The organism is Cyanobium sp. T1G-Tous, from assembly GCF_024345455.1.
Classification (GTDB): domain Bacteria; phylum Cyanobacteriota; class Cyanobacteriia; order PCC-6307; family Cyanobiaceae; genus Cyanobium_A.
Window position 1 is genome coordinate 193,860 of the sequence record NZ_JAGQBD010000001.1, and the last position, 13,769, is coordinate 207,628.

The 13,769-nt window shown below is 62.7% G+C and carries 13 protein-coding genes; 5 read left to right on the plus strand and 8 right to left on the minus strand.

Translation table 11 applies throughout. The features are described 5' to 3' along the window. The first annotated feature begins 2 nt into the window (after positions 1-2). Positions 3-1,082 (plus strand): type IV pilus twitching motility protein PilT, encoded by a 1,080-nt coding sequence (locus KBY75_RS00975; RefSeq protein WP_255022612.1) that lies wholly within the window; start codon positions 3-5, stop codon positions 1,080-1,082. Between the two features lie 24 nt (positions 1,083-1,106). Then, positions 1,107-2,366, plus strand: coding sequence for a type II secretion system F family protein (locus KBY75_RS00980; protein WP_255022613.1), 1,260 nt, complete (start codon positions 1,107-1,109; stop codon positions 2,364-2,366). On the opposite strand, the gene KBY75_RS00985 is transcribed toward KBY75_RS00980, so the two are convergent. Next, positions 2,354-3,622: an NAD(P)/FAD-dependent oxidoreductase gene (locus tag KBY75_RS00985; protein ID WP_255022614.1), complete on the minus strand. Its 1,269-nt coding sequence runs from the start codon at positions 3,620-3,622 to the stop codon at positions 2,354-2,356. The two genes, KBY75_RS00980 and KBY75_RS00985, sit on opposite strands and share 13 nt — an antisense overlap. On the opposite strand from KBY75_RS00985, the gene dusA reads away from it, so the two are divergent. Beyond that, entirely contained in the window at positions 3,608-4,654 is a 1,047-nt protein-coding gene (dusA, locus tag KBY75_RS00990; RefSeq protein ID WP_255022615.1) for a tRNA dihydrouridine(20/20a) synthase DusA, read from the plus strand. The two genes, KBY75_RS00985 and dusA, sit on opposite strands and share 15 nt — an antisense overlap. On the opposite strand, the gene KBY75_RS00995 is transcribed toward dusA, so the two are convergent. The 7 genes from KBY75_RS00995 to KBY75_RS01025 form a co-directional block, all read right to left on the minus strand. Then, positions 4,651-5,259 carry an RNA-binding protein gene (locus KBY75_RS00995; RefSeq protein ID WP_255022616.1) on the minus strand — a complete coding sequence of 203 codons (609 nt, stop codon included), beginning with the start codon at positions 5,257-5,259 and terminating at the stop codon, positions 4,651-4,653. The two genes, dusA and KBY75_RS00995, sit on opposite strands and share 4 nt — an antisense overlap. Positions 5,260-5,349: 90 nt before the next feature. Next, complete coding sequence (argH, locus tag KBY75_RS01000; RefSeq protein ID WP_254935309.1) at positions 5,350-6,744, minus strand: argininosuccinate lyase; 1,395 nt, start codon at positions 6,742-6,744, stop codon at positions 5,350-5,352. A gap of 32 nt (positions 6,745-6,776) precedes the next feature. Further along, complete coding sequence (locus KBY75_RS01005; RefSeq protein ID WP_254935310.1) at positions 6,777-8,168, minus strand: PP2C family protein-serine/threonine phosphatase; 1,392 nt, start codon at positions 8,166-8,168, stop codon at positions 6,777-6,779. A gap of 84 nt (positions 8,169-8,252) precedes the next feature. Further along, positions 8,253-9,734 carry a signal recognition particle-docking protein FtsY gene (gene ftsY / locus KBY75_RS01010; RefSeq protein ID WP_255022617.1) on the minus strand — a complete coding sequence of 494 codons (1,482 nt, stop codon included), beginning with the start codon at positions 9,732-9,734 and terminating at the stop codon, positions 8,253-8,255. Between the two features lie 8 nt (positions 9,735-9,742). Then, positions 9,743-10,381, minus strand: a complete 639-nt coding sequence (nusB, locus tag KBY75_RS01015) for a transcription antitermination factor NusB (protein ID WP_254935312.1) — start codon at positions 10,379-10,381, stop codon at positions 9,743-9,745. 15 nt (positions 10,382-10,396) lie between these two features. Continuing rightward, complete coding sequence (locus KBY75_RS01020) at positions 10,397-11,122, minus strand: DUF502 domain-containing protein (RefSeq protein WP_106632521.1); 726 nt, start codon at positions 11,120-11,122, stop codon at positions 10,397-10,399. 56 nt (positions 11,123-11,178) lie between these two features. After that, positions 11,179-11,829 carry an HpsJ family protein gene (locus KBY75_RS01025; protein ID WP_254935313.1) on the minus strand — a complete coding sequence of 217 codons (651 nt, stop codon included), beginning with the start codon at positions 11,827-11,829 and terminating at the stop codon, positions 11,179-11,181. 47 nt (positions 11,830-11,876) lie between these two features. On the opposite strand from KBY75_RS01025, the gene queG reads away from it, so the two are divergent. Next, complete coding sequence (gene queG / locus KBY75_RS01030) at positions 11,877-12,824, plus strand: tRNA epoxyqueuosine(34) reductase QueG (protein WP_255022618.1); 948 nt, start codon at positions 11,877-11,879, stop codon at positions 12,822-12,824. A 24-nt stretch (positions 12,825-12,848) separates the two neighbouring features. Then, complete coding sequence (locus tag KBY75_RS01035; RefSeq protein WP_254935315.1) at positions 12,849-13,757, plus strand: tetratricopeptide repeat protein; 909 nt, start codon at positions 12,849-12,851, stop codon at positions 13,755-13,757. The last annotated feature ends 12 nt before the right edge of the window (positions 13,758-13,769 follow it).

Consider the following 13,769-nt stretch of genomic DNA (forward strand, 5'->3'; position numbering starts at 1 on the left):
CCATGGCCGTGATGATTGAAGACTTGATGACCCAGCTTGTGAAGGATGGCGGCAGTGATCTCCATATCAGTGCAGGCCTACCTCCCTATGGAAGGTTCAACGGTCAACTCAGGCCTATACATGATGATTCCTTGGACGAAGAAAGCTGCAATAAACTAATCTTCTCGATGCTAAATAATGCCCAGCGCAAGCAGCTAGAACAAACCTGGGAATTAGATTGCGCCTATGGCCTTAAAGGGATCGCCCGCTTCAGGGTTAATGTTTATCGCCAAAGGGGTACCTACGCCGCCTGCCTGCGAGCCCTTGGCAACAACGTGCCCACCCTAGAAAGCCTGGGACTACCACCGATTGTGGAGGAAATAAGCCATATGCCCAAAGGGCTGGTTTTGGTAACAGGCCCTACCGGCTCAGGCAAAACCACAACCTTGGCGGCCATACTCGAACATATAAATCAAACCAGGGCAGAACATATATTGACCATTGAAGATCCAATTGAATTCACATACAAACCGGTAAAAAGTGTCATCCATCAGCGCCAGCTCAACGATGATACCCGCAGCTTTGCCAATGCCCTAAAGGCAGCCCTTCGGGAAGATCCCGATGTAATCCTGGTGGGTGAGCTCCGAGATCTGGACACCATCCAATTAGCAATTACGGCAGCTGAGACCGGTCACCTGGTATTCGGCACGCTGCACACCAGTTCGGCCGCCCAGACCGTGGACCGCATGGTGGATGTTTTTCCTCCCACCCAGCAAACCCAGATTCGGGTCCAGCTAAGCAGCAGCCTTGTGGCCGTTTTTGCCCAGACCCTGTGCAAACGGCACAATCCAAGCCCCGGCCAATTTGGACGCGTCATGGCCCAGGAGATCATGATCAATACACCAGCCACCGCAAACCTGATCAGGGAAGGTAAAACCGCCCAGCTTTACTCTGCAATTCAGACAGGCGGTCAACTATCAATGCAAACGCTGGAAAAAGCCCTAGGGGATCTGGTGCTCAGCAACCAAGTCACGATGGATGAAGCCCTAGTAAAAACCTCAAAGCCTGAAGAGCTGAAACGCTTAGTCAACCAACTGGGCTGATTCACTACTAGGAACTCCTAAGCCATGCCTGCCTTCGTTGCCACTTACGTCAATCCTCAAGGCAAGTCAGTGCTTGTGGATATTGAGGCGCCCGATCCAGCCCAGGCCAAGCGCAGCTTGAGGCTGCGAGGCATCAGAGCCATTGAAATCAAGGCCAAGCCAAAAGCCACGGCAACGGGATCGAGTGCCGCAGCCCAACTAAGTGAAAAACTCAAATTCTCTAAACTCAATGAGCTGCTAGAGGCCAAGCCTGGCATCAAGGATAAAGCCGTATTTGCCAGCAAGATGTCGGCCCTAGTCAATGCTGGCGTACCAATTGTGCGCAGCATCGACCTAATGGCATCTCAACAAAAGATGCCCCTGTTCAAACGGGCCCTGCAATCGATCAGCCTAGAAGTAAATCAGGGAATCTCCCTGGGCGAAGCCCTACGGCGCTGGCCGAAAGTGTTTGACAAGCTCAGCATCGCCATGGTGGAGGCGGGGGAAGCCGGCGGTGTGCTGGATGACTCCCTAAAGAGACTGGCCAAGCTGCTTGAGGACAACGCCAAGCTTCAAAACCAGATCAAAGGGGCGATGGGCTATCCGGTGGCTGTGTTGTTCATCGCCATCTCAGTCTTCCTGGGAATGACTATCTTCATCATTCCCACCTTTGCGGGTATTTTTGATGGCCTAGGAGCCGAACTCCCCTGGTTCACCCAGATGATGGTTGACCTAAGCAGCCTACTGCGCTCAACCTTTTCTCTGTATCTAGTATTAGGACTTATTGCCGGGATATTCCTATTTGGCAAATTTTATGCCACACCGATTGGAAGACGGCGTGTAGACGCTCTTGTACTCAAGCTCCCTCTGTTTGGCGAATTAATTCAAAAAACAGCAACTGCCCAGTTCTGCCGAACATTTAGCTCCCTATCGCGAGCGGGGGTTCCCATTTTATCGTCACTTGAAATCGTTCGAGAAATCACCAACAATTCAATTATCTCAGATGCAATAACCAACAGCCGCCAAGATGTATTGCAAGGAATTCCGTTAAGTGTAGCGCTTGGACGCATGAACGTTTTTCCAGATATGTCTATCAGCATGCTCTCTATCGGCGAAGAAACAGGCGAGATGGACGCCATGCTTTCCAAGGTGGCTGACTTTTATGAAGACGAGGTGGAAGCCACCGTCAAGGCACTCACCTCCATGCTGGAGCCCGCCATGATCGTGCTTGTAGGCGGCATCGTAGCCTCAATCCTACTGGCTATGTATCTACCGATGTTCTCGGTATTTGATCAGATCAAATAACTCTCAGCCAAAGCCTGGCCAGCCAGCCAGCCGCTGCTCCAGCAGTGCTGGAAGTTGAACCCCCCCGTCACCCCGTCCACATCCAAGAGTTCGCCCACCAAATAAAGACCAGGCTGCTGGCGGCTCTCCATCGTCGCCAGGTTCACCTCACCAAGAGGAATGCCCCCTGCCGTCACGAATTCTTCGCCGAAGGGGCCCCGCCCGGTAATGGCCAGCCGGGTATCACGCAACGCCAATACCAACAGCTGCTGGTGCCGCTTAGCAAGGTCAGCCCAGCGCTGCTGAGGGTCTAAGCCATGGCGCTGCAACAGGGCCAGCCACAGGCGCCGGCTAAGGGCGGGCCAGGGGCGCCAGTTGGCTAGTTGCCGCTTGGCCTGGTCTCGCTTGGCCTCGGCAAACAAGCCCTCAAGATCCTGCTGGGACAGGCCGCCACTCCAATCAAGGCGCAGCTCGCCCCGATAGCCGCTGGCCTTGAGGGCGCGGGCAGCAAAAGCCGTGAGCCGCAGGGTGGCTGGACCGGACAGCCCCCAATGGGTGATCAGCACCGGGCCCCGCTGGCGAAAAGGCTGGCCAGCCCGAGCGGCCTGGGGCTCCTGGGGCAGATGCAAAGCCAGCTCCACCGGATCCATCACCACTCCGGCCAGCTCCAGCAGGGGATCGCCGGCCAAAGCCAACGTGAATAGGGACGGCACAGGCGCCACCAGCCCGTGGCCTAAAGCGGCCGCCAGCTGACGGCCGCTGGGATGGCTGCCGGTGGCAAGCACCAACCGATCAGCTCTGATCGCCCCGCCGCCCCGTACCAGCAGGTCAAAACCACCGGCAGCAGCAGCCGCGGCCCGCTGCAAGCTCACCCCCGTGTGCAGCTGCACCCCGGCCTGGAGGGCCGCTCGGCGCAGGGTGGCTGCCACCGATTCGGAACGGTTTGAACGGGGAAATAGGCGTCCGTCCGGCTCCTCCACCAGCTCGAGGCCATGGTCAGCAAACCAGGCGACGGAATCGCCAGGAGCAAAGCGCGAAAAGGGACCCCGCAGGGCTTGGCCGCCCCGGGGATAGTGCCCCACCAACGCCCGAGGATCCCAGCAGGCATGGGTGACATTGCAGCGCCCACCGCCACTGATCAACACCTTGTGCAACGGCTCGGTGGTGGCTTCCAGCAGGGCGATGTCGCCAAGGCCGGCCTCAGCAGCACAGATGGCGGCCATGAAGCCGGCGGCACCGCCACCGGCCACGACAACGGCAGCATGAATTGGCAGCATGGGGAGATGGGCCAAATCGATCCAGCCAGTTATCGCTTCAGTGTGGCCCCGATGATGGACTGCACCGATCGGCACTTCCGGGTGCTGATGCGGCAGATCAGCAGGCGCAGCCTGCTTTACACCGAAATGGTGGTAGCCCAGGCCCTACACCACGCCAGGCAAGCACCCGATGCCAGCGCACCGGGGGGGCGGTTGGAGCGCCTGCTGGGCTTCGATCCGATCGAAAAACCCCTGGCCCTGCAAGTGGGCGGCGACGATCCTGGCTTGCTGGCTGAGGCCGCTGCCCTGGCGGCTGAATGGGGCTACGACGAAATCAACCTGAATGTGGGCTGCCCCAGCGAGAAGGTGCAAAAAGGCCGCTTTGGGGCCTGTCTGATGGCCGATCCCCACCAGGTGGCCCGCTGCGTTGCCGCCATGGCCGCCGCCTGCCCTTTGCCAGTAACGGTCAAACACCGCATCGGCATTGATGAGCGCGACTCCTACGCCGAGTTGCTGGCCTTCGTGGATGCGGTGGCGGCAGCGGGGGCCCAGCGATTTGCAGTACACGCGCGCAAAGCATGGCTGGAGGGGCTCGATCCCAAACAGAACCGCACGATCCCGCCCCTGCGCTACGACCTGGTGCACTCCCTCAAGCGCGATCGACCGCATCTGAGCATCGAATTAAACGGCGGTCTGGAAAGCCTGGACGCCTGCGTGCAGCAGCTCGAATTGGTGGACGGGGCCATGGTGGGTCGGGCTGCTTATGCCCATCCCCTCCAATGGAGGCAGGTGGACCAGCAGATCTACGCCGACGACAGCCAGCCGCTGGCCACAGCCTCCAGCGTGGTGGGAGGTTTGGTTGCCTACGCCGAGCAATGGCGCAGTCGGGGCGGGCGGCTGTGGCCTATCGCCCGCCACCTAGTGCATGTGGTGGAGGGGGTGAGCGGCGCCAAACGCTGGCGCCAGCAACTCACCGAAAAAGCAGGGACAAGGGACGCGGATGCTGGCGTGCTGGCAGCCGCGGCCCTGGCCCTGGCGGAGCGGGGCTACTAGCCCTCGGCGCCACCGTAGAAGTCGCCGCCACCGCTATCGCCACCGCCACTGCGGCGGCGGCGGGTGCGCCCAGCATCGAAGCTGTCGCCACCAGCAGGATTGCCGGCGCCATAGCTGCGATCTTCCCAGCCGCGAGCACCGGATCCCCGATCGCCGCCACCCGCATAACCGCCGCCACCACCTGCGTAACCACCACCTCCTCCTGCTCCGCCACCACTGCCGCGGTTGTAGCCACCTCCGCCGCCACCTGAGTAGCCACCACCTCCTCCACCTCCGTAACCACCACCGCCCCCGCCATAACCACCCCGGCGCGGACCACCACCACCAGCTCCGCCGCCACCGCCACCGCCACCGCCGCCGCCGGTGCGGGGCTCGGCTTTGTTGATGCGCAGGGGACGACCCATCAGCTCAGCACCCTGCAATGCCTCAACGGCCTTTGCCTCGGCTGCTTCATCGCCCATCTCAACAAAGGCGAAACCGCGCTTGCGCCCGGTATCCCGTTCGAGGGGTAGGGAACAGCTAGACACCTCACCGAAGGGTGCAAACAATTCCGCCACGTCTTCCTGCTCAGCGCGGAAGGGAAGGTTGCCGACAAAAATACTCACGAACTGAAGATCGGCCGCGGGACCGATGCATGTGGGCCAGTGGGCCACTAACCGATCCACCCTAAGACGACTAACCAAAGCTGGCTGCTTTCAGCAGGCAAGTCGCATCCGAATTCGCTGCAACTGCCGCTGAACCTGGTCAAAGCCCGTGCCGCCCTCGCTGCGCCTGGCCGCCACCACCTGCTGGGGAGTGATGGCCTCATAAATGTCGGCTTCAAAGGCAGGGTGCAGCTGCTGCCAGCGCCCCAGGGGCAGGTCGCGGAGCAGGATTCCCTCAGCCAGGCAGCCCTTCACCAGGCCGCCCACTAACTGGTAGGCCTCGCGGAAGGGCACCCCTTTAGCCACCAGGTAGTCGGCCACATCGGTGGCGTTGGAGAAATCCGCCGCCACTGCCGCCTCCAGGCGCTGGGGCCGAAACTCGAGCCCCTCTTCAAACAGGATCGCCATCGCCTCCAGGCAATCGAGGCAGGTGCGCACCCCATCAAACAGGGCCTCCTTGTCTTCCTGGAAATCCTTGTTGTAGGCGAGGGGCAGGCCCTTGATCATGGTCAGCAAACCCATCAGGTGGCCAAACACCCGGCCGCTCTTACCCCGCACCAGCTCGGGCACATCAGGGTTCTTTTTCTGGGGCATCAGGCTGCTGCCAGTCGCACAGCGGTCGGTGAGGCCGATAAAGCCAAACTCTTCGCTGGCCCAGAGAATCACCTCCTCGCTGAGCCGGCTTAAGTGCACCAGCACCAAGCTGGCGGCAGCCATGAACTCGACCGCAAAGTCCCTGTCACTAACCGCATCAAGACTGTTGGCGTAGATGGTGTCAAAGCCCAGCTCGGCGGCGGTCTGGCGCCGATCGATGGGCACCGGCGTGCCCGCTAGGGCCGCAGCCCCTAGGGGACAGATATTCACCCGACCGCGCACGTCGGCCAAACGGGCCCGGTCCCGCTCGGCCATTTCGATGTAAGCCAGTAGGTGGTGGGCTAGACACACCGGCTGGGCCCGCTGCAGGTGGGTGTAGCCGGGGATTAAGACCGTGCTGTGCAGCTCAGCCTGAGCCAGCAGGGCCCGCTCGAAGCGCAGCAAGCCCCCGTCAATGGCATCAATTTGGCCGCGTAGCCACAGACGCAGGTCAGTGCCCACCTGGTCGTTGCGACTGCGGCCAGTGTGCAGTTTCTTGCCCAGGGGGCCGAGCAACTCAATCAGACGCCGCTCAACGGCGAAGTGCACATCTTCAGCCTCCAGGCCGGGATTGAACTCGCCCCTGGCTGCCTCGGCTCTGACATTTTCCAGGCCCTCGATCAACTGAACCGCCTCGCTCTCGCTGATCACAGCGCAACTGCCCAACATGCGGGCATGGGCGATGGAGCCGTCCAGGTCTTGCTGCAACAGGGTGATGTCAAAACCGATCGAAGCGTTGAAGCGCTCGATCGCCGGATGCAGGCCCTGCTCGAAGCGCTGGCTCCAGGTAGACGCGGTGGAATCAACAGCCATTCGGGGCTCGGCGGGCGGCGCTAGGCAGGGAATCAGCTTGGCAGGGAGGGCAGCATCAGCTCCTCCTTCACCTTGAGCACCACCATCGAAGCGTCATCGTCGAGCTGCCGGTCTGCCCCCACGAAGCGATCCAAGCGGGCAAACAGCTGGTCGAGAATCCCCTGAGCGCCGATGCCGGAGCGGCAGGCCGCCTGCAACTGGCGCACCAACCGCTCCTCGTCGAAGCGCTCGCCGCTGAAGCCGGTGGCCTCGGTCACCCCGTCGGTGTAATAGAGCAGCACATCGCCTGGATCCAGCACGATTTGCTCAAGGCCGTAATCGGCTTCGCTCTGCAAACCAATCAGCAGGCCTGGGGCGTCAAGGCGCTCCACCTGGTTGCGCTGGCGCCGCCAGATCAAGGGCGGATTGTGAGCCGCATTGGCGTAGCGCAGCAGGTGGGTGCGGGGGTCGTAATCGGAATAAAAGAGGGTCACAAACCGGTGCGACTGGGCCAGGTCTTCCTGGGCCAGCTGGTTGAGGTCGTGAAGGATGCGCTCGGGGGAGTGGCCGCTCAGCACCTCGGCCCGCAACATGCCGCGCAGCATGGTCATCAGCAGACTTGCCGGCACCCCTTTGCCCATCACATCGCCCATCACCAGCGCCCAGCGAGCCTGTTCGCGGCGGCGGCCCAGCAGCTGGGGGCGGGTGGGGATGAAGTCGTAATAGTCACCGCCCACCTGAAAGGCAGGGCGGCAACGGGCTGCCAGCTCAACGCCATCGATCACCGGGCAGTGGTCGGGCAGCAGCTGGGCCTGGATTTCAGCACCGATGCTGAGCTGGCGATCGAGCCGCTCATGGCGCCGCATGGTCTGAAGCAGGGCCTCGTTTTCCAGAGCGACGGCACTGAGATCAGCCACCAGCTGCAGGTGGCGGCGATGCACCTCGCTCCAGGCAAAGCCCTGCCGATTGCTGAAGATATAGAGGCGGCCTCGCTGCAGGCTGCGGGAAACTACCGATGTGGCCACCACCTGGGCTCCACCCAGCAGCCGGCCCACCCGCTGATCAAGCAAGGCCGCCACGGCCGCATCACCGCTGAGAGCTGCCAACTCCCCATCCGCCAACGCCGCCAACTGGCGCACCAGCTCGGCGCAGGGCTCCGCCGGCGTGGCCTGCAGATACTCGCGCCAGAGGCGGCCATCCTCGTGGAACACCACCAGCAGAGCCCCCTCTGCTTCCACCAGCCGGGCCGCCACCAGCGGCACCAGCTCCAGAAAGCGGCCCAGATTGGTGAAACTGCGCAGGGCAAAAGCCAGGGAAGCCAGCAGCTCCTGGTTGCGCCGCTGCTCCCGGCTGAGGCTGTCGAGTAGCTGCCGCAGCGAGGCTGCAGCCGACAACAGGGCCGGACCCTGGGGAGAAACCGGATGGGGGGGCGGCTTGTTGCTCACCGATTGGGCACGGTGCGGCCGCGGCGGTTTCGCAAGATAGCGGCGACGCAGGCAAGTGACCTACCGGCCAAGGCAAGCAGGACCTCAGCGAGCCAGCAAGGCCTCAACAAACTCAAAGCTGTTAAAGGGCCGCAGGTCGCGAATACCCTCACCAGCGCCAATGAAACGGATTGGCAGCCCGGCTTCAGAGGCGACGGCCAGAGCAACACCACCGCGGGCGCTGCCATCGAGCTTGGTGAGCACCACGCCGGTTAGTCCGGCGGCCTTGGCAAAAGCCATCGCCTGACGCAGGCCGTTTTGACCCTGGCTGGCATCCAGCACCAACAGCGACTCCACCACCGCCTCCGGCGCCAGCTTGTCGACAATCCTGCGCACCTTGCTGAGCTCCTCCATCAAGTTGTGCTTGGTCTGCAGCCGGCCAGCCGTATCCACCAACACCAGCTCAGTGCCCTTGGCCTGGGCAGCACCGATGGCGTCGTAAACGACGGCCGCTGGATCGGCATTGGCGCTGGGATTGGCGATCACCGGCACCTTGCTGCGCTCACCCCACACCTGCACCTGCTGCACCGCCGCGGCCCGGAAGGTGTCAGCAGCAGCGATCAGGCAGCTATAGCCGCTGCGCACCGCCAAGTTGGCCAGCTTGCCGAGCGTGGTCGTCTTACCAACGCCGTTTACCCCCACCAACAGCCACACGTTGAGCTGCTCGCGGCGGGGGGCTAGCAGGGGCTGGCCACTGGCCTCGATCGGTTGGTCGAGGATGGCGCGCAGCTGCTCCTTAAGGAAGCGCAGGCCTTCGGCGGGATCCACCACCTCCTGATTGAGCCGCTGGCGAAGGGCGCCAAGGGCCCGGTCGGTGGCCTCCACCCCAACGTCTGCCCGCAGCAGGGTGGTTTCCAGACCATCAACCACCTCTGGCGTGAGCGGGTCATCACCGAGGTTGTCGAGCAGTTGGGTGACCAAGCCCTGGCGGGTTTTCTCGAGGCCCTGGCGCAAACGAGCCAGCCAGTCGATCTCCTCAAGCGACACCTGATCAACCCGCTTGCCCTGGGCCGCGAGCACCTCAGCCGACCAGGTGAAGGTGGTGTCGAAAGCGCCCAGGCTGGGCTCAGCTAGCTCTGGCGCTGCAGGGGCTTCAAGGGCAGGAGCCTCTGACGCGGTGATCGCCTGTTGGCGTTCAGCCCGCTGGGCCGCTGCCTGCTCCAGCAGGGAAAGGGGCGCTGCCACTGGAGTGGCCGCTTGGGCAACCTGCTCAAGATCCTGCTCAAGTACCTGTTCGGGTTGCTGTGAATTGACCTGTACAGGCTGTACAGAATCCGGGAGAGGGGACTCAGCGGCAGATTCGGCCTCAAGCTGCAGCCGCTTTTGCTCCTCCTGCTGGGCTTTGAGGCGGGCATAGGCCTGGCGGGCCCATTCCAGCGCCTCAGCGTTGGGATCGGACGAACTCTCAAGCGGCTGTTCTGGAGCCTGGTGTGGAGCCTGACCCGAAACCTGTTCAGAAGCTGGCGCCGGGGTTGCTGATGGGTCAGCTGGAGATGGGCCGGTGCGATTAAACCAGTCGTAAACCATGGCTTTGCTCAGGCCTCCGCCGCTGAACGAGCTGCCGTGAAGCGCCGCAGCACCCCGTTGATCATGCGGCGGCCCTGCTCATCGCTATAGCGATTGGCTAACTCCACAGCTTCGTTACAGGCCACGGCAGGAGGGGTGCGGAAGCTCTCGAGGTCTACGGCGGCTAGCCGCAGGATGTCCCGATCGATGCGGGGCAGGCGAGTAAGACGCCACCCTTCCATCACACGATCGAGCCGCTCATCGATCGCCTGACGGTCGCGCAGCACGGCCTCAACCCGGGCAATGGCGCCGAGGCGCACCTCTTCTTGGTCGGCCAGCATCAGCAGCCGGGGCAACTCCAGACTTGCAGAGAGGCGGTTAAGGGCCTGTTCAGCCGCGACTAGGCCGGCGTTGAGGTGCTGGCGCACCCGGGGCAACTGCTGCTCACCCTGCTCCTGCAACTCGCTATCAAGCAGTTGCTGCTGGGCGGTCTGCAGGTCTTCAGCGGAGCGATCCAGAGACTCACGCACGTCCTGGCTGAGGGTGGCGAGCACCTGCTGCAACAGGCCCTCCATGCCAGTTGGCAGGGCCGGGGCAGACGAACCGCGATCACTGGTCTGACCAAGCATCAGCAGGGCCAGTTCACGGGAGAGGGTGCGGCTCTGCATCAGGTGGGTTCTGCCTCAGGAAAGTTGGGGAGTGCGCAGCTGGGCCAGCAGGCTGGAGAAGCTGCGATTGGGGGTGGAGCGCTCGTCGGGGTTGACGATGCCGGCGGAAATGATTGTGCGGAAAGCATCCTCCACCGAGATCTCGAGATCCTTAACAGAACCCTCTGGCACAACGGTGTACCAGCCGGTGGTTGGATTCGGCGCGGTGGGAATGAACACACTCAGCATTGGCTCGGTGAAGCCTGCCTGCAGGGCAGAGCCGATCGCGCCAGTCACAAAGCCCAGGGCGTAGAGACCCTCGCGTGGATACTCGACCAGCACGACCCGACGAAACTTGCTGGAGTTGCCCTGGAGAAAAGTTTCGAGCAGCTGCTTGAGGGTTTTGTAAACCGAGCCAGCTAGGGGGATGCGCAGCAGGGTCCCTTCGCCAAACTCAAGCAGCCAGCGACCAACAATGTTGCGGGCCATCAGGCCGATCAACAGGATGCCGAGCAGGGGCACCAGTAGGCCAACGCCCAGGTTGATCAGCTCCTGCAACACCGGATTGAGGGTGTTGAAGGGATTGAACTGCTTTGGGATAGAGGTGAGAAACGCCAGCACGAAACGGCTCACCGTGGTGCCCAGCCAGATCGTGGTTGCCAGTGGAATCACCACCAGCAAACCAGCGATCAAATCGTTCTTGAGATCGGATTGAAGCCGATCCCCTAGGGGCTGATCCGATCTGGGGCTGGATTGAACCAAGTGACAATCCGGAGATCCGGCCTTCAGCAATCTGCTTTCAACTTAGCCAGCCGGCCTCACAGCAGGGCCACTAAGGCCAGAAGCACGAAGCCAATGGCCAGCACAACTGCTGTACCAGTGCCGCCATAACGACGCTGGTTGACCGTGAGATCGCGAGCGCGCTGTTGCTGCTGCAGCTGACCTTCGGCCTGCTGCAACTGGCGCTGCATGAAACTCTTAGCAGCCGCCTGCTGCTGCTCCGGAGTGGCATCAGCGGGGATCTGGCCGGCCTGGGCGGCCTGGGCAATCAATTGGTTAATTACCTGGGGATTGTCCATTTGGGCGCGGGCCATTTCCAGCTGACCCTTGCGAGCAGCCAGCTGCTGGTCTGCCTGTTCGGAGAGGCTGCGGTCGCCGCTGATTGAAACCGGCACCGCCACGACCAGGGCAAGGGCCAGCAGGATGCTCACTACGGCCACAAGCCAGCGCAGCGGGGTGCGGCCAGCGGCCGGATGGTCGATGCGACTGCCAAATAGCATCAGCAACAAACCAACTAAGGCCATCGGCGACTGGTTGACCAGCCGATCCATCAGCAGCTGGCGATATCCCTCTTCAGCCCAGTTCCAAGAGCCCAGCAGCACCAGCAACTGCAGGGCCAGCAACACGACCAGGGTGAGGCCGAGCCAACGCAACAGGTGGCCCAGGCGGCCGAAGGAAGCAGTGCTCACAGAAGGGTCTCGCGGCAGATTTAGACAACGGCGCAACTGTACGGGCGATGACGCTGCACGCCCATCACGACCTTGCACTCCGTTTAAAACAGCAAGCCCAGCAGCTTGGCTTTGACCCTGTGGGCCTCGCCGCCGTGCCAGCCGGAGAGCGCCTAGGCCTGCGAACGGCGGCCCTGGAGCGCTGGCTGGCAGCGGGCTATCAAGCCGACATGGCCTGGATGGCCGACCCGCGCCGGCGCGCGGTGGAGCAACTGCTGCCCGGGGTGCGCAGCCTGCTGGCGGTGGGCCTCAACTACTACGTGGAGGCCGATCGGGCACCGGGGGCGCTCAAGGTGGCCCGCTACGGCTGGGGGCGGGACTACCACCGGGTGATCGATGGCCGCCTGCGCCAGCTGGGTCGCTGGTTGGAGCAGCAGGTGCCTGGGGTGGGTTGGCGGGCCTGCGTCGACAGTGCACCGCTGATGGATAAGGCCTGGGCCGAGCAGGCCGGGCTGGGCTGGATTGGCAAAAACGGCAACCTGATCAATCGCGAGCGGGGCTCCTGGCTACTGCTGGGCCACCTGCTCACCACCTTGGAGCTGCCTGCCGATGCTGCCGCCACACCCCTTTGCGGCAGCTGCAGCCGCTGCCTGCCTGCCTGTCCCACCGGCGCCATCAGCGAGCCCTTCGTGGTGGACAGCCGCCGCTGCCTGGCCTTTCACACCATCGAAAACCGCGATCCCGAACTGCCGCAAGCGATCACCAGCAAATTGGAGGGCTGGGTCGCCGGCTGCGACATCTGCCAGGACGTGTGTCCCTGGAATCAACAGCCGCTGCGAAGCAGTGAAGATGCAGATTTGCAGCCCCGGCCCTGGCTGCTGAACCTGCAGGCCGAGGAAGCCCTGGGATGGAGCGACTCCGACTGGGATACCAAGCTGCGAGCCTCGGCCCTGCGCCGACTCAAACCCTGGATGTGGCGGCGCAACCTGCGGGCCAGCCGGAGCGGCACTGCCTAGGCTGGCCAAACCCGTCTCCCCGTAATGGCTCCGCGCTGGTCGCGCCCTGATTTCAGAACTGCCCTGCTGCCCGCTGCCCTCGGGCTACTGCTGACATCGGGGCTGCCCGCCCGGGCGTTGGTGCCCTACGTGTACGTGCCCCAACGGCAGGAACTCGAAGCTGCAGGTCTGGGCATCGCCCAGGCGGCGGCCCGGCTGCTGCGACTTGGTCAAGCCAGGGACGCCGCCAGGCTGGCTGCCCTGACGGTGCAGCTGCTACCAGAAGATCCTCGTGGTTGGGTCTTGCTGGCCGAGGCCCAGCTGCGCAGCAACCAGCTTGAACAGGCCGGCATATCGTTGGCCAAGGCCAAGCAACTCGATCCACGCAACCCTGGAATCTGGTTTGCCGAGGGTTCCCTAGCCCTGCGGGCCAGCAAACCCAATGAGGCCATCGGCCTTTTGGAGCAGGGCCTGAAACTGGATAAGCGCAACGCCGGCGCCTATTTCGACCTGGGCAACGCCCGCATCCTGCTAGGCCAGAGCGGCCAAGCCTTGGCTGCCTTTGAGCGGGCCTCTTCCCTGCGCAAAGGCTTCTGGGAAGCCCTCAACAACCAGGGGCTGGTGTTGTTCGAGCAGGGCAATACAAAGGCGGCCATCAGCCGCTGGCGCGAGGTGTTGAAGATCAAGCCAGATGCGGCTGAACCAACCCTGGCCCTGGCAGCCAGTCTGTTTGCCAACGGTCCGGAAAATCGCAGCGAAGCTGTCGAATTGGTTGGCAAGGCCCTCGACACCGAACCCAACTACGTGCTCGACAGCCACCAGAAGGAGCAGCTCTGGGGTCCGAAGCTGCGCAGCACCACCGCCGAACTCTTCAAGCTGGCCGAACTCAAACCGGTGGTGGATCGGGCCCTTGCCAATGCCAGCCCGGAGGGCGAAAGCAGCGACGAGGAGTAAATGGGGAGGCCT